The following is a 21,686-nucleotide window of genomic DNA, read 5'->3' as shown; positions in this document are numbered from 1 at the left end:
CAGCCCTTTGCTTGATCGTTGAATGGATCTTACTTGTAGACCGGCAGCTCTGCCGGCGGCTCGTAGGCCACGGGCGTTTCGCAGCCACCGAAGACATAACGCGCGCCAGCATGGACGCTGTGGCTATTGAAGCCCTTGTCGTAGCCAGGGCCGCCGTTCAGAGCGTAGCCGAACATGTCGCCGCCAGCGGTGTGGCGGAAGCGATAGCCAAGGTCAGCCTTGACGTTGCAGGTCACATCAATCGAGGCGCCGGCCATCAACTGATAGGCGAAGCGCCAGCTGCCCTTGCCTTCATGCTCAACGGTCGTGTCGCAGTTGGACGAGTTGTTGTCCGCGCAGGATGTATTGCGAAGCTTGTCCCACTTCACGTAGGAGCCACCGATACCGCCACCGATATAGGGCGTGAAGTAGGCATACGTGCCGAGGTCAACATAGGCGTTGGCCATCAGCGTGTAGGCGCGCATGGCCGTTACGTCCCGCGAGGTGCAGGCGGTGGAAACGCCGCAGGAGCCGCGGGTCGAACCGTGGAAGTCGGCCTTGGTCAGGTAGTCAAACGTCAGGTCCGTGCGCAGATAGCTGTTGACCTGGTAACCGACACCGCCGCCGACCCAGAAGCTGTCCTTGATCGAGGACGTGGCAAAATCGACCTGGTTATTGTTGCTGCCCTGAAAATAGTTGGCGCCGCGCAGCTTGTTGAAGCTGTAGCCGAGATCGCCGCGCAGATACCAGCCAGAGGCTTCCGCAACGGCAACCTCGGGAGCATCGACATAAACGGGCTGCGGTTCAGGCTGATAGACATCGGCGGCATAGGCGGCCGAGCTGGCGAGCAGTGCGGCCGTTGCCACGGCAAGAATGGTTTTCGTCATAACAGGATACTCCAAATCCCAGCGTTGTCGCGTCAGGCTGTCGCAGACCCAACATCCTGAATTGGGACAGATAATGGAGTGGAAAGGTTAAGTTCGGATTAACTACAGATCTTAACTTTAGACATTATCTATTTGCTTACCTTGATACTTGTGGCGAGACGACAGAGCGGAAACAAAATGCGGCCCCGCAGGGCCGCATTTCAGTATCTCGCCGGTGTGTCCGCGGAATGCTCAGGCAGCGTGGCGCGCCGTGCCGGGGCGCTCGCCCCCGAGGTTGAACAGGCCCAGCCGCTGGTCCATTTCGGCCGCCTCGCCCGCGAGGCGATGGATGGCAGCAGTCGTCTCCTCGACCATTGCGGCATTCTGCTGCGTCATCGCATCGAGCTGGTTCACCGAAGTGTTGATGTCGACGAGCGTTTGCGCCTCTTCTCGGGTGGACTCCATGATCTCGGCGATATGGCTGTTGATCGACAGCACGTGCGAGCCGATACCATCAAGGGCATTGCCGGCCTTTTCGACCAGCTTCACGCCGTGATCGACTTCGCCGCGTGACTTGGAGAGCAGACCCGCGATCTCCTTCGCCGCATTCGACGACCGCTGGGCGAGCTCGCGAACCTCCTGCGCGACAACGGCGAAACCCTTGCCGCTCTCGCCCGCACGCGCCGCCTCCACGCCGGCATTGAGCGCCAGCAGATTGGTCTGGAAAGCGATTTCGTCGATCACCGAAACGATCTTGTTGATCTCCATCGATGATCCCTGGATCGCCTCCATCGCCGCTATGGTATCGCGCATGATGTGGCCGGACATCGCGGTATCGTCCCGCGCGGCCCGGGCGATCCGCTCGGCTTCCTCGGCCCGCGCAATCTGTACCTTGACCGCACCGGTGATCTCCTGGATTGCCGTGGCGGCCTGCGAGATCGCAGCCGCCTGCCGCTCGGTCCGTTCGGCGAGCTGGTCGGCACCCGCCCGCATCTCCTCGGAGCCTTCCCGGACGGCGACCGAATTGCCGCCGATGCCGCCAAGCGTAGCGCTCAGCGTTTCGATCGCTTTGTTGAAGTTGGAACGCAAAGCTTCAAGATCCGCCGGGAAGCGGCTTTCAATACGGAAGGCGAGGTCGCCCGCAGCCAGCCTGTCCAGCCCCTGATCGAGGGTTTCGACCACCTCCTGCAGGGTTCTAGCCTCGCTGTCGCGCTCTTCCATCCGCTGGCGGCGTTCCTCTTCGGCGCGCGCCCGTTCTTCCCGGCGCTCGGCAGATTGCCGCTGCTGCTCGATCAGCGCCAGGCGGAAGCGTTCGAGCGCCCGCGCCATGCTGCCGATCTCGTCGCGCCGCTCCTGGTTCGCCACGGGATAGTCGATCTCGCCGTCGGCAACGGCACCGGTAAAGGCGACAAGGCGCTCGAGCGGCGCAAACAGGCGGCGGGTAAAGACCCAGGTTGCGGCGGCAAGCACGCCGAGCGCGATCAGACCGGTCACGAACAGGATCGTCGCAATGCGGATCGAACCGGCTCCGAGCTCTGCCATGGTCAGGCTTTCCGTCACCACGAAGCTCTGGTCACCGAAGCCAATGCGCCGGCCATAGACCATGGCCGCACCTTCGGGACGCTCGCCGGACTGCACGGAAACGCCATCGCCCGACATGGTGAAATCAGCCTTGATGTCGGTGAGTTTGCCGGAGGCGTCAAGCGCGATCCCGGTCCCCTCGCCTGAAAGAATGGCGGCCTTCTGGCTGCTTCCGGCGACAATGCCCTTGGACAGGAGGTTTTCGAAGACATCGGCCTTGACCTGGAACATCAGGCTGCCCTTGTAACCACCAAGCTTGACGAAGGGCACGGCGAAATAGATGTCCGGCGCAGCGGGATCTGCACCGACCGAAAGGCCGGAGAAGTTGACGCCGACGACATCATCGACCGCTGCTGCTGCCGCCTGCACCGACTGCTGGAACACGCGCCCGAGGTTCGTCGCGGCAAAACTCCCCTCCGCGAGATTTTCCCCGAAGGCAGCACCCTTCCTGAAGGAATAGATGACATTGCCGTTCTGGTCGGCGATCAGCATGTCGCTGAAGCTCGTCCCTTCGAGATAGGCGGCAATCTGGGCCTGCGTGGTCTCGTGCGTCGAATAGTAGAAGCCACTCGGCCCCTCGGGCTTCAAAAGCTTCTCGCGCTCGCCGGGCGGATTGGGATTTTCCGTGACAAAGACCCGCTGCAGTTCGGCTTTCGCATCGCCTGTGCTCTTGCTGATGGTGTTCCAACCGCTCTTCAGCCCGGTCATCGACTGTTGCAGTGTCTCGATCTTGGCGATGGAGGCTGCCTGGTTTTCAAGCGCCTGGAGTTTCTCTGTCAGCATGTCGCCTCGGAAGGTCAACATGCTGGTCATCGCCTTCTCGGTCTGCTCGCCGAACAGCGCGCTGGAGCTGCGATAGGCAAAGACATTAAGGAGCGCGACGGTGATGAAAGTCAGAACGAGAAAGACCGCAATGACTTTGAACGAAAGCGAGTGGATGCGAGCTGTCATGATTGTTGTTCCCCTGAGCAGCCCGGCCAGAAGACCACGCGCCCATAGTTCATGGCCTGCCAATTCGAGTCGGCAGGCTCCCCTTATGCGGGAACAATCACCCTCGGCGCTTAATCGGGGGTAAAGATCTCAGGCTAAACCCTGTAATCCAAGGGGTCAGGCCGTCTGCTCGACGCCCTGCCTGAGACCTGCAAACAGTTCGACCGAGCGCAGGCGGGCATCAAGGTCGTGTACCGGCGTCGAGACGATCACCTCGTCGGGACGAACCGCCGCGATGAAGCGCTCGAGTTTGTCCGATGCGGTTTCCCGCGAACCAACGATCGCATAACGCAAGGTATGTTCGACCCCGATGCGCTCGATATCGGTCCAGAAGCCCTCCATGGTATCGACAGGCCGCGGAAAAGGTCCCCGGATGTTGCGTCGCAGATTGACGAACTGCTGTTGTGCAGAGGTGAAGAGATGCGACGCCTGCGTATCCGTCTCGGCAACGGCGGCCATGACGCCGACCATGACATACGGCTTCTGCAGGCCCGCCGATGGCTGGAACCGTTCGCGATAGATCTCGACAGCTTCGAGGAGTTGATCGGGCGCAAAATGCGAGGCGAAGGCATAAGGCAGCCCCAGTGCCGCGGCGAGATGCGCGCTGTAGAGACTGGAACCGAGGAGCCAGATCGGCACATGACTGTTCATGCCGGGCACAGCGATCAACCCACTCTCTTCATCCGGAGTCCCGAGCAGCCGCTGCAATTCGATGATGTCATGGGGGAAGCTCTCAGCGCCGGCTTCCATGTTGCGGCGAAGGGCACGTGCCGTACGCATGTCGGTGCCCGGAGCTCGACCGAGACCGAGCTCGATGCGGCCGGGATAGAGTGCCTCCAGCGTTCCGAACTGTTCAGCGATGACGAGCGGCGAATGGTTGGGCAGCATGATGCCGCCCGACCCCACGCGGATCGTCTCGGTGCCTGCCGCAACATGGGAGATAACGAGTGCCGTCGCCGCACTTGCAATGCCCGGCATGCCATGGTGCTCGGCCAGCCAGAATCGACGGTATCCGTTTTTCTCGGCAACCTGAGCAAGCCGCCGCGATGCATCCAGCGCTTCGCGCACACTATGCCCCTCAGCAATGGGGGAGAGGTCAAGAATGGAAAACGGGATCATGGTGGCAGCCTTCGGTCTGTGAGACCTATCATGTAGGGAGGGCCGAACAGGCGCCCAAGAGGTGACGATGATAAATTATAATCACTTCGTATGTTTTTGTTTTGTTCACATTTCAGTGGCACTCCTCCCCTGACCTGCACTAGGATTTGCCATGACTTCAACGATTCGCATCATCGGCATCGATCCGGGCCTTCGCCGCTGCGGCTGGGGCGTGATCGAGACACTCGGTAACTCGCTGCGTTTCGTCGCTTCGGGTACGGTCACCTCCGATGGAGACATGGACCTGGCATCGCGCCTTTGCCAGTTGCATGACGGATTGGCCGAAGTGGTCCATGCCTACAAGCCGGACGAGGCAGCCGTCGAACAGACCTTCGTCAACAAGGACGCGGTGGCCACCCTGAAGCTCGGCCAGGCCCGCGGCATTGCCATGCTGGTTCCCGCCCGCGCCGGTCTGCCGGTTGCCGAATATGCACCGAATGCTGTGAAGAAAGCCGTCATCGGCGTTGGCCATGGCGAAAAGGCACAGATCCACATGATGCTCAAGATCCTGATGCCGAAGGCCGAATTCAAGGGCAATGACGCCGCCGATGCCCTCGCCATCGCCATCTGCCACGCCCATAACAGAGGCGGCGACCGCATGCGCAAGGTACTGGCCTCCGCCTGATTTGTTCTTGACTTGTTCCGCCAGTAAGATTTATTCTTACCTAATCGGAGGCGAGCCATGCGTGTGACATCAAAAGGCCAGGTAACCATTCCCCGCGATCTGCGTGAACTCATCGGCATTGAGCCGAATTCCGAAGTCGTGTTTACCGTCGAGGACGGCCGCTTGATGCTCACGCCGAAAAATGGAGCTGAGGCCCAGCAGGAAAAGATGCGCTTGGCAGGCCTGATGAAAACATTGGCGCGGCTGGAGGGGACCGGTGATCCGGAACTCGATGCAGACGCCCTGATGCAGATGACCAGAGATCGCTGAACGATGGCTGTTATGGTCGATACAAACGTGCTGGTCGACGTCGCCGTCCGCGATCCACAATGGCTCGCGTGGTCGCGTGGCCAGTTGATGCGGCTGGCAAAAGACGAGCCGCTTGTGATCAACCCGATCATCTATTCGGAGTTTTCGGTACGGTATTCCGATCGCGATGAAGTCGAGGAATTGCTTCCGCCGTCAGATTTCCATCGGGAAAACCTGCCCTGGGCAGCCGCCTTCGCAGCCGGCGTGGCCTTTCGCGTTTATCGCCGCGCCGGCGGCGGACGTGATCGGGTTCTCCCCGATTTCCTCATCGGCGCGCATGCCGCCATTCGCAATCACAAGATCCTGACACGGGACCCGAAGGGCTATCGCACATACTTTCCCGACGTGCCTCTCATCTCGCCCGAAACCCATCCCCTGTAACGCGACGGACGCTCCCATGATCGGCAAACTCAAAGGCACCATCGACGAGATCGGCGACGACTACGTCCTCGTCGATGTCCACGGCGTCTGTTACGTCGCGCATTGCTCGGCCCGCACCCTGTCGCGCATCGGCTCTGCCGGTGAAGCCGTCGTGCTGTTCATCGAGACATATGTGCGCGAGGATCAACTGAAGCTCTTCGGCTTCATGAGTGCGCTGGAGCAGGAGTGGTTCAACCTCCTGCAGAGCGTCCAGGGCGTCGGCGCCAAGGTGGCACTTGCCGTACTCTCCACCCTTACCCCGTCGGAACTGGCGAATGCGATCGCGCTGCAGGACAAGGCCGCGATCTCCCGCGCGCCCGGCGTCGGCCCGAAGGTCGCGCTGCGCCTGGTTACGGAGCTGAAGAACAAGGCACCCGCATTCGCCGGCGAGGCCGCCGCCAATATCGGCCTCAAGCAGGAACTTGGCGAAGGCGTGGCCTCCGCCCCCGTCGCCGATGCTGTCTCTGCACTGACAAACCTCGGTTATTCCCGAGACCAGGCCGCCAACGCCATCGCCGCAGCTTTAAAGAACGGCGGCGAAGGGGCGGACAGCGCCAAGTTGATCCGACTGGGGCTGAAGGAGCTGTCACGGTGATCATTCTGACAAAATTGATGCCTTCGGAAATTTCGAGTACAGTCGGAAAAATCGAAAAATGTCGGAGCGCTCGATGAAAGTCTGGGAAGCGACCATGTCGGCCAAGGGCCAGATCACTATTCCCAAGGAGATGCGTGAGCTTTTGAAGCTGAACCCAGGAGATCAGATGGTCTACAGCGTTGTCGACGGAGAAATCGTCATCACGCCGAAGAACATCGACATGAAGGATCTGGCGGGTTTTCTGGGGAACCCGCCCAACGGGCGCGCGACATTGGAAGAGATTGACGAAGCGATCATCCGGACGGCGGGCGCAAACGCACTGCTCACCGGAGGCGACGATCCCTCGGACATCGCGGCATGACCCTGGTCGGCATCGACACCAACATCGTTATCCGGCTTTTGACCAATGACGATCCTGACCAAAGACGACTTGCCTTGCGTTTCGCCGAAGGGCTCGGGAAGGACTATCTCGCCTTTCTCCCGCTGATCGGCGTATTGGAACTGGACTGGGCACTGCGCTCGCAACTCGGCTATTCGAGACGGGACGCATCAGCGGCCATCGCCAAGCTCCTGCAGGTTCGGGGACTGACGGTTGAAAGTCACGATCTGGTCGTAAAGGCGCTGCGACACGTCGAACAGAAAAACGCCGACTTTGCCGATGCCTTGATTGCGGCCCGATCTCTTCAAGAAGGCTGCGCCTCCATAAAGACCTTCGACAAACGCGCCGCCTCCCGCGTGCCCGGCATGGAACTTCTCGCATGAACACAAACAACCCGATCCTGACGCCGGAAAAGCGTGGCGAAGACCTGGACGCGGCGCTGCGCCCGCAGACGCTCGACGATTTCACCGGTCAGGCCGAGGCGCGCGCCAATCTGAAGATCTTCATCGAGGCGGCAAAGAACCGAGGCGAGGCGCTGGACCATGTGCTCTTCGTTGGCCCTCCCGGTCTTGGCAAGACGACGCTTGCCCAGATCATGGCCAAGGAGCTCGGCGTCAACTTCCGCTCGACCTCAGGCCCTGTGATCGCCAAGGCGGGTGACCTCGCAGCGCTTCTGACCAATCTCGAAGAGCGCGACGTGCTTTTCATCGATGAAATCCATCGCCTGAGCCCCGCCGTCGAGGAAATCCTCTATCCGGCCATGGAAGACTTCCAGCTCGATCTGATCATCGGCGAAGGCCCGGCTGCCCGCTCGGTTAAGATCGACCTGTCGAAATTCACGCTGGTGGCCGCAACCACGCGCCTTGGCCTTTTGACGACCCCGCTGCGCGACCGCTTCGGCATCCCGGTGCGCCTCAATTTCTACACCGTCGAGGAACTGGAATCGATCGTCCGCCGTGGCGCTCGCCTCTTGAACCTGCCGATGACCGAGGACGGCGCCCGCGAAGTCGCCCGCCGCGCGCGTGGTACGCCGCGTATTGCTGGTCGTCTGCTCCGCCGCGTCCGCGACTTCGCCGAAGTCGCGCGCGTCGAAGCCGTCACCCGTGAGATCGCCGACGAGGCGCTGACCCGGCTCAACGTCGACAATATGGGCCTCGACCAGCTCGACATGCGGTACCTTTTGATGATCGCTGTCAATTTCGGCGGCGGCCCCGTCGGCATCGAGACTATCGCCGCCGGCCTGTCGGAACCACGCGATGCGATCGAGGATATCATCGAGCCCTACATGATCCAGCAGGGCTTCATCCAGCGCACCCCGCGTGGCCGCGTCTTGACGGCCACCGCCTGGAAGCACCTCGGCATGACCCCGCCAAAGGATCTAGAGGCCGCACAATTCCGGCTGACGCTTGAGGATGACTGAACCCGTGTCGAAACGCACCCTGATCACCATCAAGGACGGCAAGCGGCGCTTTAACCATCGCATCGCGGGCCTTGCCTTCCGCGACGGCCATGTGCTGGTCCACCGCGCCACGCACGAGACCTTCTGGACCTTTCCGGGCGGTCGGGCAGAGATTGGCGAGACCTCGTCCGAGACGCTGGTGCGTGAAATGCAGGAGGAGCTGGGTGTGACCGCAGAGGTCCGCGAACTGCTCTGGATCGTCGAGAACTTCTTCGACTACGAACAGAAAGCCTGGCACGAACTCGGGCTCTACTATCGGATGGAGATCCCCGAAGCATTCCCCTTCCATGAGACCGACATCATCCACCGCAACGAGGATGGCAAGAACAGCCTTGAGTTCAAGTGGGTGCCGGCCACGCGGGATGCGCTGATCGCACTCGACATACCCCCCTACTTCATCGCCGACGAGATCGAGAGCCTGCCGGCGTCTCCAAAGCACATCGTCTGGCACGACGGGGATCTTGACCGGTCATGACCGCCCTTCGCTTTGTCCGCAAACTTGCCTATGCCAACATGCTGGCAAACGACCGCCTGCATGAGGCAGTCTCGCAGCTAGAGGCCGAAGAATTCGAGGCTCCCCGCACGGGCTTCTTTCCCTCGCTCGCCGCGACCCTCAATCATATCCTGATCATCGACTGGTTCTATGTCGACGCCCTTGAAGGCGGTGATCTTGGCCCGAAAGCATGGGCCAATCAGATCCCATTTCCGAACCAGGCCGAACTCCGCGAAGCGCAACTCGCATCCGACCGGCGGCTGCTCACCTTTTGTCTGGCCCTAAACCATGAAAACCTTGACCGCCCTGTGAGTATTCACCGCGCAGGGCGCATCCAGGTGGAGCGCTGCGACGACGTGCTCTCCCACCTCTTCCAGCACCAGACACATCATCGAGGCCAGGCGCATGCCATGCTGGCCGGCACCAGTATCAAGCCACCGCAGATCGACGAATTCATCGTCGCCGATGACGCGACAAGTCGTTCAGATGTTCTTCAGCGGCTGGGGATATCGGAAGCGCAGGTCATGAACCCGAGCAAAGCCTGACAACGCGGAAACACTGGATCTGCGGGGCGCGTTCATCAGACAATCCGCATATCATAATGACGCCACATGCCAGCCCCTTTTCCGTCCACATACGCCAGTAATGAGGCGGCGGACCTAAGGTTAAGTGCGGCCCCTTAAGTCGACGCGATGAGTAATTCCTAATTTCACAGTCAGCATACGCTCGGCGTTTGCGGAAATGGTTCCGCACGTCTGTAAAACTGGACAGAAGGAGGAAGTGGGGGCCTCGCACAACCTGAAGGATTCCCGTTATGGGCCTCATGTACCTTATCGATACTCTACGCCTCGATCCCGTCGCGTCCATCAAGACGGGATTGCGCATCGTCCACTTCATAGGCCTTGCCTTGGGCCTGGGGGCGGCAACCGTTCTCGACCTGATGATCCTGAAGTTTTTTCTAAAGGGCAAGGTGACGAGCGACCAGTGGAACGTCTTCCATTTCGGTTCCCGCATCGTCAATGCCGGCTTGATCCTCCTGTGGATCACAGGCCTTGGCTTTCTCGCCTATTACAGCGCCTTCGATCCGATCCGGCTCGAGAATGAAAAGGTCTGGGCCAAAATGACGATCGTCCTCATCCTGACGATCAACGGGGTCTTCCTGCATCTGGCTGTGCTCCCCAAGGTAAAAGCGCAGATCGGGCGCTCCCTGCTCGAAGGAATGTCGACCGGACAGCGCAGTCTGTTCTTTGCCTCAGGCGCCCTGTCGGCCACCTCCTGGTACGTCCCCCTGCTTCTCGGGGCGATGCCGCAGCTCAATTTCGTCGTCCCGATGACGACGATCCTGCTTGCCTATGCACTGCTGCTCACGCTGGCCTTGCTGGCGACGCAGCTCATGCTTCTGGCATTCGGTGACGACCAGCGATCCGAACACCCATCCAGCCTGCGCGATCGGTCGGAACCCGTCATGGGGCTTGCCTGATCAAGACTGAAACGAAAGGCCGGCGCTGAAGGGCCGGCCTTTCTATCTGGCGCAAGCGGACAGCCCAAGCAGGCGCAATCCCGGTTTGCGAAGCTCCCGCACTTTCTGCTATGCGCCTGAAGACAAAATCACCGGGGCAGGCACCAAGCGGTGCACGCCCATGCAGGACCAGGGACGGCAATGTCTTCGATGGAAATATCGCTCTCCGGCAGACTGGCAGCAGACGGTCATCACCTGATCCAGAGGGTCTACTACGAAGACACCGATTTTTCCGGCGCTGTTTATCACGCCCGTTACCTGCACTTTATGGAGCGCGCCCGGACCGACTATCTGCGCTGCCTCGGCGTCGAGCAATCGACCCTTTTCGAGACATCCGACGAGGGCCTCGCCTTCATGGTTCATCGGATGGAGATCGACTTCAAAGCCCCTGCCCGCATGGATGACATCATCACGGTCGTGACGCGAACGGAGAAGGCCGGGGGCGCCAAGATGATCCTGCAGCAGGAGATCCGCCGCACGGATCAGTTGCTGATCGCAGCAAAGGTCGTGATCGCTGTCGTCAATCGCAACGGCCGCCCCAGACGCCTGCCGGACGATCTCGCCAGGCAGTTCCTCACCTGACTTCACAATGCCCTGAGCGAGCTCTGCGGTAACCCCTTTTTAACCTTAATCGGGTCTTACTCGGAGGCTGGAAGTTTGTACATCGCACGCCTTCCTTTGACCAAATTTTCATACCAGAAGCACTCTGGGAGCTAAGGCGGGAAAAGGGTTTCGGCGGCTGCGACCGCACAGATTTTCCACCAGTAGAGCTCATGTCACCGCCCGGTCCAACCCACCGGGCGTTTGGATTTCGGGGAATTGAAGGCGATGGAACAAGTTGGAATGGCTGCAGCAGCGCATGATGTGAGCCTTTGGGGCCTCTTCATGCAGGCAGGCCTGATCGTCAAGCTGGTCATGATCGGCTTGGTGGCCGCCTCCGTCTGGACCTGGGCCATCGTCATCGACAAGTATGTGAGCTATGCCCGCGCCCGGCGCCAGTTCGACCAGTTCGAACAGGTCTTCTGGTCCGGCCAGTCGCTGGAAGAGCTCTACCGCACGCTTGCCGAGCGCAGCAATACCGGCCTCGCCGCCATCTTCGTCGCCGCCATGCGCGAATGGAAGAAGAGCTTCGAGCGCGGCGCCCGTTCGCCGATCGGCCTGCAGATGCGCATCGACCGCGCCATGGATGTGACCATGGCACGCGAATCCGAAGCGCTCGAATCGCGCCTGTCGTCGCTGGCCACCATCGGTTCGGCCGGCCCCTTCATCGGCCTTTTCGGTACCGTCATCGGCATCATGACCTCCTTCCAGGCCATCGCCGGCTCGAACAATGCAAGCCTTGCAGTCGTCGCCCCCGGTATCGCCGAAGCACTGCTTGCAACCGCCATCGGCCTGATCGCCGCTATCCCGGCCGTCATCGCATACAACAAGTTCTCCGGTGAGGCCGGCAAGCTCGCATCCCGCATGGAAGGCTTTGCAGACGAATTCTCGGCCATCCTCTCGCGCCAGATCGATGAGAAGCTGCAGCCGCGCCAGGCAGCACAGTAAGGCCCGGAAGGCAGGAGACGCATCATGGGTATGTCGGTTGGATCAGGGAGCAAGGGTGGCGGACGCCGCGGACGGCGGGGCGGCAAGCGCGCGCTCGTCAGCGAAATCAACGTCACGCCCTTCGTCGACGTCGTTCTCGTTCTGCTGATCATCTTCATGGTCGCAGCCCCGATGATGACCGTTGGCGTGCCGATCGACCTGCCGCAGACCCAGGCCCAGGCGATGAGCAGCGAAAATCAGCCGATCACCGTCTCGGTCAATCCGGAAGGCGAGATCTACCTGCAGGAAACGGCGATCCCGATCGAGGAAGTCGTCCCGAAACTGCAGGCGATCGCCACCACCGGCTACAGTGAACGCATCTTCGTGCGCGCCGATACCGCCGCCACCTACGGCATCGTCATGCAGGTCATGGCGCGGATTTCGGCCGCAGGTTTCACCAATATTGGTCTTGTGACCCTGCAGGAACAGCAGAACTGATCGGACGGACATGAAGGGCAGCCTCTTCACATCCTCGCTTCTGCACACTCTGGCGCTCTCGGCAGCGCTGGTGAGCCTCGGCTCGCCCGCAAAACTCGAATTCGCTCCCATGGAGACGCTCCCGGTCGATATCGTTCCGATCGAGGAGTTCACCCAGATCCAGAAGGGTTCGACAGACGCGCCGCTGGCGGAGAAATCCGCACCCGTGCCGACCCAGAAGCCGGCGATTGCCGAGCCCGCCGAGAACATCGGCGACAACGACGTCGATCTGAAATCACCACCGACCCCCTCCAAGCGTCCGGTCGAACAGGAAGTCGCGGCCGCGCCAAAGAAGGTCGAGACACCGGCGCCGACGCCTGATCCGAAGGCGAACGAGGTGAAGGAAGTGGTCAAGGAAGATACGGCCCCGCCGCCGGAGCCGGAACCTCAGCCCACTGAGCCCCAACCAGCGGAAGAAGCTGTAGCCGAAGAAATCCCCCTGCCCGAGCAGGCGCCGATCCCGGCTGCCCGCCCGAAGCCCGAGATCGCCAAGCCAGCGGAAAACAAGCCGGCGCCGAAGCCTGATGCAAAGCAGGACACCAAGGCGCAGGAAACGGCAAAATCCAAGCCGCAGATGGAAAGCGACTTCAACGCCGACGAGGTGGCAGCCCTTCTCAACAAGACGGATGCTGCCGGCGGTGGTGCTAAACGCTCCACCGATCAGGAAGCACTCGGCGGCCGCACCGATACAGGCGGCTCGAAACTGAGCCAGAGCGAACTGGACGCGCTGCGTGGCGTCATCCAGGACAACTGGCTGATCACGCCGGGTATGGCGGATGCCGCCGATGTGCGCGTCCGCGTCACCTTCCGCCTCGACCAGAATGGCGCCCTGATCGGCGAACCAGAGGCGACTGCGACTGGCGGCTCGCCCTCGGCCCAGCAGGTCCTCATGAGCGGCGCCGTGCGCGCCGTGCGCAAGTCCGCCCCCTTCACCAATCTTCCCCCGGACAAATACGACGCTTGGTCTGAAGTTGTCGTCAATTTCGACCCCAGCGAACTGATGTAAGAGCTGAAAGGCTTGATAAGCATGAAAACTCTCCTCCTCCGAATTCTGCTGGTCTGTGCCGGCATGGCATCTGCCTTCGTGGCGCCTGCAAACGCAGCCGTTGAAATCAACATCAACCGCGGCAACGTCCAACCGCTGCCGATTGCGATCACCGACTTCATTTCGGCAGACGGCATCGGCGCGCAGATTTCTGCGGTCGTGGAAGCCGACTTGAAGCGCTCGGGCCTCTTCGCCCCGGTCAACCGTGCCGCGTTCATCGAGCAGATCCAGAACCCCGACCAGGCGCCGCGCTTTCCCGACTGGACAGCCCTGAAGGCCGAGGCCCTGGTTGTCGGCCGCATCGTGCGTGAACCCGATGGCCGCCTGCGCGCCGAATTCCGCCTCTGGGATACCTTCGGCGGCCAGCAGATGACCGGTCAGCAGTTCTTCACCGATCCGAAGAACTGGCGCCGCGTCGCCCACATGATCGCCGACGCGATCTATGAGCGCATCACCGGCGAAAAGGGCTATTTCGACACCCGTGTCGTCTTCGTCTCGGAGAGCGGCCCCAAGACCGACCGCAAGCGCCAGCTGGCGATCATGGACCAGGACGGCGAGAACATCCGCATGCTGACCAACAGCAACGACATCGTCCTGACGCCGCGCTTTTCGCCGAGCCGCCAGGAAATCACCTACATGTCGTTCGAGGGCCAGCAGCCGCGCGTTTATCTCCTGCAGCTGGAAACCGGCGCCCGCGAAGTCGTGGGCAATTTCCCCGGCATGACCTTTGCGCCGCGCTTCTCTCCCGATGGCCAGCGGGTCATCATGAGCCTGCAGCAGGACGGCAACGCCAACATCTATACGATGGACCTGCGCTCGCGCACCACGACCCGCCTGACCAACACGGCCGCCATCGACACATCGCCGTCCTATTCGCCTGACGGAAGCCAGATCGTCTTTGAAAGCGACCGTGGCGGCCGCCAGCAGCTCTATGTCATGGGTGCCGACGGCTCCGGCCAGCGCCGCATCTCCTTCGGTGACGGTTCCTACTCGACACCGGTATGGTCGCCCCGCGGCGATCTGATCGCCTTCACCAAGCAGTCCGGCGGCAAGTTCTCGATCGGCGTCATGAAGACGGACGGTTCCGGCGAGCGCATCCTGACCACGGGCTTCCACAACGAAGGCCCGACCTGGGCACCGAACGGCCGCGTGCTGATGTTCTTCCGCCAGAACGCTGGCGCCGGTGGACCGCAGCTCTACTCGATCGACCTTACGGGCTACAACGAGCAGCTGGTGAAGACGCCATCCTTCGCCTCTGACCCGGCCTGGTCGCCGCTGATGGAATAGTGACTGGAAAGAGGCGCATTTGCGCCTCTTTCTCGCCTCAAAGGCCCTGCAATTGCGCTGCTTCTGACGAGAATTAACGCTTCGTTCACCATAATTGTTGGAAGCCGGTTAACCGCGATTGGTTATGCTCCGGCAACCCTAACAGAGAATTCAAGGAGACCGGCGATGAGCCGCATTCATTCCCCGGCCAAGAGCCGCCTGCAGAAGATGGCAACCAATCCGGCCATGGTCGCATTTGCCGTGGCCCTCGCTCTTGCCGGCTGTGCCAACAAGAAAAACCTGCCGAACAGCGCCGGCGAACTCGGCCTCGGCGCCGGTGGCGCTGGTGCCGCCACCCCGGGCTCTGCCCAGGACTTCACCGTCAACGTCGGCGACCGCATCTTCTTCGACACCGACTCGACCGCGATACGCGCCGATGCCGCCCAGACGCTCGATCGTCAGGCACAGTGGCTGCAGCGTTATCCGAACTACGCGATCACGATCGAAGGCCATGCCGACGAACGCGGCACCCGCGAATACAACCTGGCACTCGGTGCCCGCCGTGCAGCCGCGACCCGCGACTACCTCGCACAGCGCGGCATTCCGGCTCAGCGCCTGAAGACCATTTCCTACGGCAAGGAACGTCCGGTCGCCGTTTGCGACGACATTTCCTGCTGGTCGCAGAACCGCCGCGCGGTCACCGTTCTGGGTGGCGCCGGCATGTGATCCGGTTCACTCCGGTATCACCAGAGCTTGAAGGCGGCCCTTGGGCCGCCTTTTACATTTCTCCATACTTTGGCCGAACTTGGTTGCTTTTTGCAGGCAATTGGGAAAACTCCTGTCGGCGCTGGTTCGGCGCAATTCGTCGCGAAAACAGGAAGAAGGAACATGAACAAACTTGTGATGGCCGCTCTGCTTGCGACGGCCTCGCTGACGGGACTGAGCGGAACTGCAAACGCATTTCAGCTGTTTCCGAATGTACAGCTCGGCCAGAAAGCTGCGCCCGAGCATACGCCGAAGGCCGAAGTCCAGTTCGCTCAGGCGACGGATCCGACCTTGCGTGTCCAGCAGCTTGAAGAAGAGATCCGGGCCCTGAATGGCCGGATCGAGGAAATGACATTCCAGCTTCTGCAGATGCAGGAAGCCATCCGCAAGCAGCAGGAAGACAACGAATTCCGCTTCCAGGATCTCGAAAAGAAGAGTGGCTCGCTGACCCGTCCTGGCAACGGCGGCGGACAGCAGGATTCGGTTGCTGAAATCATCACCGAAACCCCGGACGTCGGCGTAACCGCCGACGCTTCCGGTCTCGGCCAGTCGTCGGGCACGGCACCCGGTGAACAGACGCTGGGTTCCATTGCGCTCGACGAAAACGGAATGCCGGTCACGGCCACGCTCAACCAGGATGCGCTGAACAACAGCTCAACCGCCTTGCCCGGCGTCGATACCGGTGTGACCGCGCCTTCCGCGACGCCGCAGTCCGCGCCGCAGCAGACCGCCTCGCTCAACTCCGAGAGCGATGTCTACCAGATTGCCTATGCCCATGTTCTCTCGGGCGACTATTCGCTGGCCGAAAGCGAGTTCCGCGATTTCATCGCGGCCTATCCGAGCAGCGCCAGGATCGCCGATGCCAATTTCTGGCTCGGTGAAGCGCTTTACTCCCAGGGTAACTTCAACGAGGCGGCCAAGACCTTCCTCAACGCCCATCAGACCTACAACACCTCGCCAAAAGCGCCTGAGATGCTGCTGAAGCTCGGCATGTCGCTCGCCGCCCTCGACAATACAGAGACCGCCTGCGCCACCCTTCGCGAAGTCTCCAGGCGTTACCCGAAGGCTTCCCGCGCCGTCGTCTCGAAAGTCGCGAGCGAGCAGAAGCGCCTTAGCTGCTGATGAGCACCCTGCTCGTGGCAGGATCTTATCTGCCCGAACTCTCGCCCGAAGCAGCGATCCAAGAATTTCTCCTCTCGCTCAACCGTCCCATGCGCCTTCTCGTTGCCGTATCCGGTGGTAGCGATTCGCTCGGGCTTCTCTTGTTCCTGAAGCGCGCGATCGACGGGCAGACATATCCACACCGCCACATACTCTGCGCCGCAACCATCGATCACGGCCTGAGGCCGGAAGCTGCCAAAGAGGCCGGCGAGGTCGCCGAGCTCTGCCGAGAACTCGGCATCTCTCACCGGATCGAGCGCTGGACCGGCGAGAAACCCAAGAGCGGCCTCTCCGCCGCAGCGCGCGCGGCACGTTATCGATTGCTCACCCATGCAGCAGGCATCCTCAAGGCCGACGCGATCGTCACCGGCCACACGCTGGACGATCAGATAGAGACCGTGGCCATGCGCGCGGATCGCTCCGCAGACGCAGCCCTTGGTCTTTCCGGCATGGCGCCGGCCACGCTTTATGCCGGCCGCCTCTGGATCCTCCGCCCGTTTCTGCGCACACGCCGCCCCGCGATCCGCAGCGGCCTTGCAGCCGATGGCCGGACGTGGATCGACGACCCGAGCAATGACGATCCCCGCTACGAACGGGTCCGGACCCGGCGCGCGGCTCCGACGCGCGATGCAGCCACGATTGAGGTTGCCGCCCGACAAAGAACTTCCCTTTCGGCACAAGCGGCAGACTGGCTGAAACGCCATGCGACTGCCGGCCCCGGAATGTCGGTGAGCGTGTCGCTGGATACCTCCGGACATTTGGAGAAAGGGATGCGCGATCACGCCCTCGGCACGCTGGTCGCCGTGCTCGGCGGCAAGCCACATCGTCCCGGTGCCGATAGCCTCGCACGGCTGAGCCTCAAACTGGACGAAAGCTCCGATTTTCGCCTGACACTGTCGGGTAGCCTGGTCCTTCGGCGGCGAGATCGGCTCTATCTGGTGCGCGAGAGGCGCGGTCTTTTGCCGCTATCGCTTTTGCCAGGGGCTGTCGGCATCTGGGACGGCCGCTACACAATCGTGAATTCGAGCGACAACGCGATCACGGTCACGGGCGGTCCAGCAACCGCGATTGACACTACCTTGCCCGGCTCGATCCGCTCCGCACTGCAGGGAAACGCGCCACAAATCATTGAAAACAATGAAGTTCGATACCATCAGGACACAGCGGTGACGACAACCCCGCGCCTCTCGCTCTATGCCGACTTCATGCCCTGTTTCGACCAGCCCTTGGCCGACACCATTGCCGCACTGATCGGCGCGAAACCGAGTGCCAGCTGTCCCATTTAAGACTTATTGACGGAAAACGATCTGCGACGGCCCGTTTGCCTTGGCAAGGATGCGGCGTGATCCTATGTTAGAGAGTAATTCTGCGGGGCTTCGTCCCGCACCACAGGTTCGGGGAGTTCAATGAACCCAAATTTTCGCAATTTCGCGCTCTGGGCGATTATCGCACTGTTGCTGATCGCGCTCTTCAGCATGTTCCAGACCTCGCCGTCACAGACGGCCTCCAGCGAGGTTCCCTACTCGCAGTTCCTCCGCGAGGTGGACGCGGGGCGCGTGCGTGAAGTGACGGTCACTGGCAACCGCGTTCTCGGCAAATATGTCGAGTCTGGAACAGCGTTCCAGACCTACGCCCCCGTGGTTGACGACAACCTGTTGACCAAGCTGGAAGCCAAGAACGTCATGATCGTGGCCCGCCCCGAAACGGACGGCTCCTCCGGTTTCCTGAGCTATATCGGCACGCTTCTCCCCATGCTGCTGATTCTCGGCGTCTGGCTCTTCTTCATGCGCCAGATGCAGGGTGGCTCGCGCGGTGCGATGGGCTTCGGAAAGTCCAAGGCGAAGCTGCTCACCGAAGCGCATGGCCGCGTCACCTTTGATGACGTCGCTGGCGTCGACGAAGCCAAGCAGGACCTGGAAGAAATCGTCGAATTCCTGCGCGACCCGCAGAAGTTCCAGCGTCTCGGCGGCAAGATCCCGCGCGGCGTGCTGCTCGTCGGCCCTCCGGGCACGGGTAAGACGCTGCTCGCCCGCTCGGTTGCCGGCGAAGCCAACGTGCCCTTCTTCACCATTTCCGGTTCTGACTTCGTCGAAATGTTCGTCGGTGTCGGCGCAAGCCGCGTCCGCGACATGTTCGAACAGGCCAAGAAGAATGCGCCCTGCATCATCTTCATCGACGAAATCGACGCCGTTGGCCGCCATCGTGGCGCCGGTCTCGGCGGCGGCAATGATGAACGCGAACAGACACTGAACCAGCTGCTGGTCGAGATGGACGGCTTCGAGGCCAACGAAGGCATCATCCTGATCGCCGCGACCAACCGTCCCGACGTTCTCGACCCTGCCCTTCTGCGTCCGGGCCGTTTCGATCGTCAGGTCGTCGTGCCGAACCCCGACATCATCGGTCGCGAGCGTATCCTCAAGGTCCATGCTCGCAACGTGCCGCTGGCACCGAATGTCGACCTCAAGGTTCTCGCGCGTGGTACCCCAGGCTTCTCGGGTGCCGACCTGATGAACCTTGTCAACGAAGCAGCCCTCATGGCCGCACGCCGCAACAAGCGCGTCGTCACCATGTCGGAATTCGAAGACGCCAAGGACAAGATCATGATGGGCGCCGAACGTCGCTCGTCCGCCATGACCGAGGCCGAAAAGAAGCTGACCGCCTACCACGAGGCCGGCCATGCAATCACCGCTCTGCAGGTGCCGGTGGCAGACCCCCTGCACAAGGCAACGATTATTCCCCGCGGCCGTGCGCTCGGCATGGTCATGCAGCTCCCCGAGGGCGACCGTTACTCGATGAGCTACAAGTGGATGGTCTCGCGCCTTGTCATCATGATGGGTGGCCGCGTCGCTGAAGAACTGACCTTCGGCAAGGAGAACATCACCTCCGGCGCGTCTTCCGACATCGAGCAGGCAACCAAGCTGGCCCGCGCCATGGTCACCCAGTGGGGCTTCTCGGATATCCTCGGTCAGGTCGCCTATGGTGAAAACCAGCAGGAAGTCTTCCTCGGCCATTCGGTTTCGCAGTCGAAAAACGTTTCGGAATCGACCGCCCAGAAGATCGACATGGAAGTGCGCCGCCTGATAGACGAAGCCTATACCGAGGCCCGCCGGATCCTGACCGACCACCATGACGCGTTCGTTGCGATCGCCGAAGGCTTGCTCGAATACGAGACGCTCTCGGGCGAAGAGATCAAGGGGCTGATCCGCGGCGAGAAGCCGTCGCGCGACAGCGGCGACGACAGCACACCGAGCCGCGGTTCGGCCGTACCCTCGACCGGCCGCAAGGATGCGCCCAAGGGCGGCGAACCGGAAGGTGGCCTGGAACCCCAGCCGCACTGATCGGACGCGATAGAGATCAAGCGAAAGGCCACCCTAGACGGGGTGGCCTTTTTTGTATGAAACGGGATAAGCCGCAAAATCCGGTGGAAGACCCTTCCGGCAGTAACGCCATGTAATGAGTTTTAGCGCTATTTTACGTGTTCTTCGTCGCGTTCTGTGGCATGAGCAGCCAACCGCGGGCCCCTGCACGATCGCCTGTGCTGATCACGTGCGGCGACCGCCAGCGAAATGGACTTGAAGGAACACTTGATGACACGTCGTTACTTCGGCACGGACGGTATTCGCGGCCTCTCCAACCGCTTCCCCATGACACCCGACCTCGCCATGCGTGTCGGCATTGCGGCTGGCACAATCTTCCGCCGCGGCGGACATCGCCACCGGGTGGTGATCGGCAAGGATACGCGCCTCTCCGGCTACATGCTGGAAAACGCGATGGTCGCGGGTTTCACGGCAGCCGGTCTCGACGCCTTCGTTCTGGGCCCGATCCCGACGCCTGCGGTTGCCATGCTGACGCGTTCGCTCCGCTGCGACCTCGGCGTGATGATCTCCGCCTCTCACAATCCCTTTGCCGACAATGGCATCAAGCTCTTCGGCCCCGACGGCTACAAGCTGTCGGACGAACTTGAGCAGCAGATCGAGGAACTGCTCGAGAAGGACCTTTATGGCCAGCTCGCAGCCCCCAACGACATTGGACGCGCCAAGCGCATCGACGGCGTACATGACCGCTACGTCGAATTCGCCAAGCGCACCCTGCCCCGCGACGTGACCCTGCACGGCCTGCGCGTTGCCATCGACTGTGCCAACGGCGCTGCCTACAAGGTGGCACCCGCAGCCCTCTGGGAGCTTGGTGCTGACGTGGTCACCATCGGCGACGAGCCAAACGGCACGAACATCAACCTTGAATGCGGCTCGACCCATCCAGACGCCCTGCAGAAGAAGGTCCATGAAACCCGCGCCGACATCGGCATCGCACTCGACGGCGACGCAGACCGCGTCATCATCGTCGACGAAAACGGCACCGTCATCGATGGCGATCAGCTGATGGCGGTCGTTGCCGAAACCTGGGCGCAGGACGGGCTGCTGCGCGGCGGCGGCATTGTCGCGACTGTGATGTCGAACCTCGGCCTCGAACGCTTCCTCGGCGACAAGGGCCTGACGCTCGCACGCACCAAGGTCGGCGACCGCTATGTCGTCGAGCACATGCGCAACCACGACTTCAACGTTGGCGGTGAACAGTCCGGCCATATCGTTCTCGCCGATCACGGAACCACCGGTGACGGCCTCGTGGCTGCCCTGCAGATACTGGCAGCGGTCAAGCGCACCGGCAAGACGGTCAGCCAGCTCTGCCACCGTTTCGAGCCCGTGCCGCAGCTCCTGCGCAATGTCCGCTTCTCCGGCGGCAAGCCTTTGGAAGACGCAATCGTCAAGCAGGCGATCGCTGATGCGGAAGCCGAGCTCGCCAAGTCCGGCCGTCTGGTCATCCGCCCCTCGGGCACCGAGCCCCTGATCCGCGTCATGGCCGAAGGCGACGACCGCGCTCAAGTCGAGCGCATCGTCAACGAACTCGTCGATGTCATCGGCAGCGTGCGCAGCGCCGCTGCCTGAGCCGACGGAGAAACGCTCAATAGCAAAAAG

At 61.6% G+C, this 21,686-nt stretch carries 23 protein-coding genes; 20 read left to right on the top strand and 3 right to left on the bottom strand.

Going from position 1 to position 21,686, the window contains the following annotated elements:
- Positions 1-29 precede the first annotated feature (29 nt).
- From BW978_RS08630 to BW978_RS08620, 3 genes are all read right to left on the bottom strand, one after another.
- The gene (locus BW978_RS08630) at positions 30-866 is read right to left on the bottom strand and encodes an outer membrane protein (RefSeq protein WP_076394135.1); all 837 of its coding nucleotides are present in this window, start codon (positions 864-866) and stop codon (positions 30-32) included.
- Positions 867-1,097: 231 nt separating this feature from the next.
- On the bottom strand, positions 1,098-3,377 hold the full coding sequence (locus tag BW978_RS08625; protein WP_076394133.1) for a methyl-accepting chemotaxis protein: 2,280 nt from the start codon (positions 3,375-3,377) through the stop codon (positions 1,098-1,100).
- 156 nt (positions 3,378-3,533) lie between these two features.
- A complete protein-coding gene (locus BW978_RS08620; RefSeq protein ID WP_076394131.1) occupies positions 3,534-4,535 on the bottom strand; it encodes an LLM class flavin-dependent oxidoreductase in 1,002 nt (333 codons plus the stop codon).
- Between the two features lie 151 nt (positions 4,536-4,686).
- Here BW978_RS08620 and ruvC point away from each other — a divergent pair, with 151 nt between their 5' ends.
- From ruvC to glmM, 20 genes are all read left to right on the top strand, one after another.
- On the top strand, positions 4,687-5,199 hold the full coding sequence (gene ruvC / locus BW978_RS08615; RefSeq protein WP_054148296.1) for a crossover junction endodeoxyribonuclease RuvC: 513 nt from the start codon (positions 4,687-4,689) through the stop codon (positions 5,197-5,199).
- 57 nt (positions 5,200-5,256) lie between these two features.
- On the top strand, positions 5,257-5,508 hold the full coding sequence (locus tag BW978_RS08610; protein WP_076394129.1) for an AbrB/MazE/SpoVT family DNA-binding domain-containing protein: 252 nt from the start codon (positions 5,257-5,259) through the stop codon (positions 5,506-5,508).
- Between the two features lie 3 nt (positions 5,509-5,511).
- Positions 5,512-5,928 carry a type II toxin-antitoxin system VapC family toxin gene (locus BW978_RS08605; protein ID WP_076394127.1) on the top strand — a complete coding sequence of 139 codons (417 nt, stop codon included), beginning with the start codon at positions 5,512-5,514 and terminating at the stop codon, positions 5,926-5,928.
- 16 nt (positions 5,929-5,944) lie between these two features.
- Positions 5,945-6,562, top strand: coding sequence for a Holliday junction branch migration protein RuvA (gene ruvA, locus BW978_RS08600; RefSeq protein WP_076394125.1), 618 nt, complete (start codon positions 5,945-5,947; stop codon positions 6,560-6,562).
- 73 nt (positions 6,563-6,635) lie between these two features.
- On the top strand, positions 6,636-6,923 hold the full coding sequence (locus BW978_RS08595) for an AbrB/MazE/SpoVT family DNA-binding domain-containing protein (protein WP_076394928.1): 288 nt from the start codon (positions 6,636-6,638) through the stop codon (positions 6,921-6,923).
- Positions 6,920-7,324, top strand: a complete 405-nt coding sequence (locus tag BW978_RS08590; RefSeq protein ID WP_083697538.1) for a type II toxin-antitoxin system VapC family toxin — start codon at positions 6,920-6,922, stop codon at positions 7,322-7,324. Before BW978_RS08595 ends, BW978_RS08590 begins: the two co-directional genes overlap by 4 nt.
- Positions 7,321-8,361, top strand: coding sequence for a Holliday junction branch migration DNA helicase RuvB (ruvB, locus tag BW978_RS08585; protein ID WP_076394123.1), 1,041 nt, complete (start codon positions 7,321-7,323; stop codon positions 8,359-8,361). Before BW978_RS08590 ends, ruvB begins: the two co-directional genes overlap by 4 nt.
- 4 nt (positions 8,362-8,365) lie before the next feature.
- Complete coding sequence (locus tag BW978_RS08580) at positions 8,366-8,875, top strand: NUDIX hydrolase (RefSeq protein ID WP_076394924.1); 510 nt, start codon at positions 8,366-8,368, stop codon at positions 8,873-8,875.
- Positions 8,872-9,438, top strand: coding sequence for a DinB family protein (locus BW978_RS08575; protein ID WP_076394121.1), 567 nt, complete (start codon positions 8,872-8,874; stop codon positions 9,436-9,438). The genes BW978_RS08580 and BW978_RS08575 overlap by 4 nt, the downstream gene beginning before the upstream one ends.
- Positions 9,439-9,707: 269 nt before the next feature.
- Entirely contained in the window at positions 9,708-10,373 is a 666-nt protein-coding gene (locus tag BW978_RS08570) for a hypothetical protein (protein ID WP_076394119.1), read from the top strand.
- A 180-nt stretch (positions 10,374-10,553) separates the two neighbouring features.
- Positions 10,554-10,994, top strand: a complete 441-nt coding sequence (gene ybgC, locus BW978_RS08565; RefSeq protein ID WP_076394117.1) for a tol-pal system-associated acyl-CoA thioesterase — start codon at positions 10,554-10,556, stop codon at positions 10,992-10,994.
- A gap of 246 nt (positions 10,995-11,240) precedes the next feature.
- Complete coding sequence (gene tolQ / locus BW978_RS08560; RefSeq protein WP_054148287.1) at positions 11,241-11,960, top strand: protein TolQ; 720 nt, start codon at positions 11,241-11,243, stop codon at positions 11,958-11,960.
- 24 nt (positions 11,961-11,984) lie between these two features.
- On the top strand, positions 11,985-12,437 hold the full coding sequence (tolR, locus tag BW978_RS08555; protein ID WP_076394115.1) for a protein TolR: 453 nt from the start codon (positions 11,985-11,987) through the stop codon (positions 12,435-12,437).
- Positions 12,438-12,447: 10 nt separating this feature from the next.
- Positions 12,448-13,482 (top strand): cell envelope integrity TolA family protein, encoded by a 1,035-nt coding sequence (locus BW978_RS08550; protein ID WP_076394113.1) that lies wholly within the window; start codon positions 12,448-12,450, stop codon positions 13,480-13,482.
- Positions 13,483-13,503: 21 nt separating this feature from the next.
- A complete protein-coding gene (gene tolB / locus BW978_RS08545; RefSeq protein ID WP_076394111.1) occupies positions 13,504-14,808 on the top strand; it encodes a Tol-Pal system beta propeller repeat protein TolB in 1,305 nt (434 codons plus the stop codon).
- A 165-nt stretch (positions 14,809-14,973) separates the two neighbouring features.
- A complete protein-coding gene (gene pal, locus BW978_RS08540; protein WP_076394109.1) occupies positions 14,974-15,513 on the top strand; it encodes a peptidoglycan-associated lipoprotein Pal in 540 nt (179 codons plus the stop codon).
- A gap of 162 nt (positions 15,514-15,675) precedes the next feature.
- Complete coding sequence (gene ybgF / locus BW978_RS08535; RefSeq protein ID WP_076394107.1) at positions 15,676-16,674, top strand: tol-pal system protein YbgF; 999 nt, start codon at positions 15,676-15,678, stop codon at positions 16,672-16,674.
- Positions 16,674-17,999: a tRNA lysidine(34) synthetase TilS gene (gene tilS, locus BW978_RS08530; protein WP_076394105.1), complete on the top strand. Its 1,326-nt coding sequence runs from the start codon at positions 16,674-16,676 to the stop codon at positions 17,997-17,999. Before ybgF ends, tilS begins: the two co-directional genes overlap by 1 nt.
- A 120-nt stretch (positions 18,000-18,119) precedes the next feature.
- On the top strand, positions 18,120-20,051 hold the full coding sequence (gene ftsH / locus BW978_RS08525; RefSeq protein ID WP_076394103.1) for an ATP-dependent zinc metalloprotease FtsH: 1,932 nt from the start codon (positions 18,120-18,122) through the stop codon (positions 20,049-20,051).
- Positions 20,052-20,300: 249 nt separating this feature from the next.
- Positions 20,301-21,656: a phosphoglucosamine mutase gene (gene glmM / locus BW978_RS08520; protein ID WP_076394101.1), complete on the top strand. Its 1,356-nt coding sequence runs from the start codon at positions 20,301-20,303 to the stop codon at positions 21,654-21,656.
- Positions 21,657-21,686 lie beyond the last annotated feature (30 nt).

It is taken from the genome of Rhizobium sp. RU33A, assembly GCF_900156055.1.
Taxonomy (GTDB): domain Bacteria; phylum Pseudomonadota; class Alphaproteobacteria; order Rhizobiales; family Rhizobiaceae; genus Allorhizobium.
The sequence above is the reverse complement of the archived record's forward strand: the minus strand, read 5'-3'. Positions and strand labels throughout refer to the sequence as shown.

Coding starts and splice junctions, on each gene's coding strand:
- BW978_RS08630 (WP_076394135.1), bottom strand. CDS start 866: ATGACGAAAACCATTCTTGCCGTGGCAACGGCCGCACTGCTCGCCAGC.
- BW978_RS08625 (WP_076394133.1), bottom strand. CDS start 3,377: ATGACAGCTCGCATCCACTCGCTTTCGTTCAAAGTCATTGCGGTCTTT.
- BW978_RS08620 (WP_076394131.1), bottom strand. CDS start 4,535: ATGATCCCGTTTTCCATTCTTGACCTCTCCCCCATTGCTGAGGGGCAT.
- ruvC (WP_054148296.1), top strand. CDS start 4,687: ATGACTTCAACGATTCGCATCATCGGCATCGATCCGGGCCTTCGCCGC.
- BW978_RS08610 (WP_076394129.1), top strand. CDS start 5,257: ATGCGTGTGACATCAAAAGGCCAGGTAACCATTCCCCGCGATCTGCGT.
- BW978_RS08605 (WP_076394127.1), top strand. CDS start 5,512: ATGGCTGTTATGGTCGATACAAACGTGCTGGTCGACGTCGCCGTCCGC.
- ruvA (WP_076394125.1), top strand. CDS start 5,945: ATGATCGGCAAACTCAAAGGCACCATCGACGAGATCGGCGACGACTAC.
- BW978_RS08595 (WP_076394928.1), top strand. CDS start 6,636: ATGAAAGTCTGGGAAGCGACCATGTCGGCCAAGGGCCAGATCACTATT.
- BW978_RS08590 (WP_083697538.1), top strand. CDS start 6,920: ATGACCCTGGTCGGCATCGACACCAACATCGTTATCCGGCTTTTGACC.
- ruvB (WP_076394123.1), top strand. CDS start 7,321: ATGAACACAAACAACCCGATCCTGACGCCGGAAAAGCGTGGCGAAGAC.
- BW978_RS08575 (WP_076394121.1), top strand. CDS start 8,872: ATGACCGCCCTTCGCTTTGTCCGCAAACTTGCCTATGCCAACATGCTG.
- BW978_RS08570 (WP_076394119.1), top strand. CDS start 9,708: ATGGGCCTCATGTACCTTATCGATACTCTACGCCTCGATCCCGTCGCG.
- ybgC (WP_076394117.1), top strand. CDS start 10,554: ATGTCTTCGATGGAAATATCGCTCTCCGGCAGACTGGCAGCAGACGGT.
- tolQ (WP_054148287.1), top strand. CDS start 11,241: ATGGAACAAGTTGGAATGGCTGCAGCAGCGCATGATGTGAGCCTTTGG.
- tolR (WP_076394115.1), top strand. CDS start 11,985: ATGGGTATGTCGGTTGGATCAGGGAGCAAGGGTGGCGGACGCCGCGGA.
- BW978_RS08550 (WP_076394113.1), top strand. CDS start 12,448: ATGAAGGGCAGCCTCTTCACATCCTCGCTTCTGCACACTCTGGCGCTC.
- tolB (WP_076394111.1), top strand. CDS start 13,504: ATGAAAACTCTCCTCCTCCGAATTCTGCTGGTCTGTGCCGGCATGGCA.
- pal (WP_076394109.1), top strand. CDS start 14,974: ATGAGCCGCATTCATTCCCCGGCCAAGAGCCGCCTGCAGAAGATGGCA.
- ybgF (WP_076394107.1), top strand. CDS start 15,676: ATGAACAAACTTGTGATGGCCGCTCTGCTTGCGACGGCCTCGCTGACG.
- tilS (WP_076394105.1), top strand. CDS start 16,674: ATGAGCACCCTGCTCGTGGCAGGATCTTATCTGCCCGAACTCTCGCCC.
- ftsH (WP_076394103.1), top strand. CDS start 18,120: ATGAACCCAAATTTTCGCAATTTCGCGCTCTGGGCGATTATCGCACTG.
- glmM (WP_076394101.1), top strand. CDS start 20,301: ATGACACGTCGTTACTTCGGCACGGACGGTATTCGCGGCCTCTCCAAC.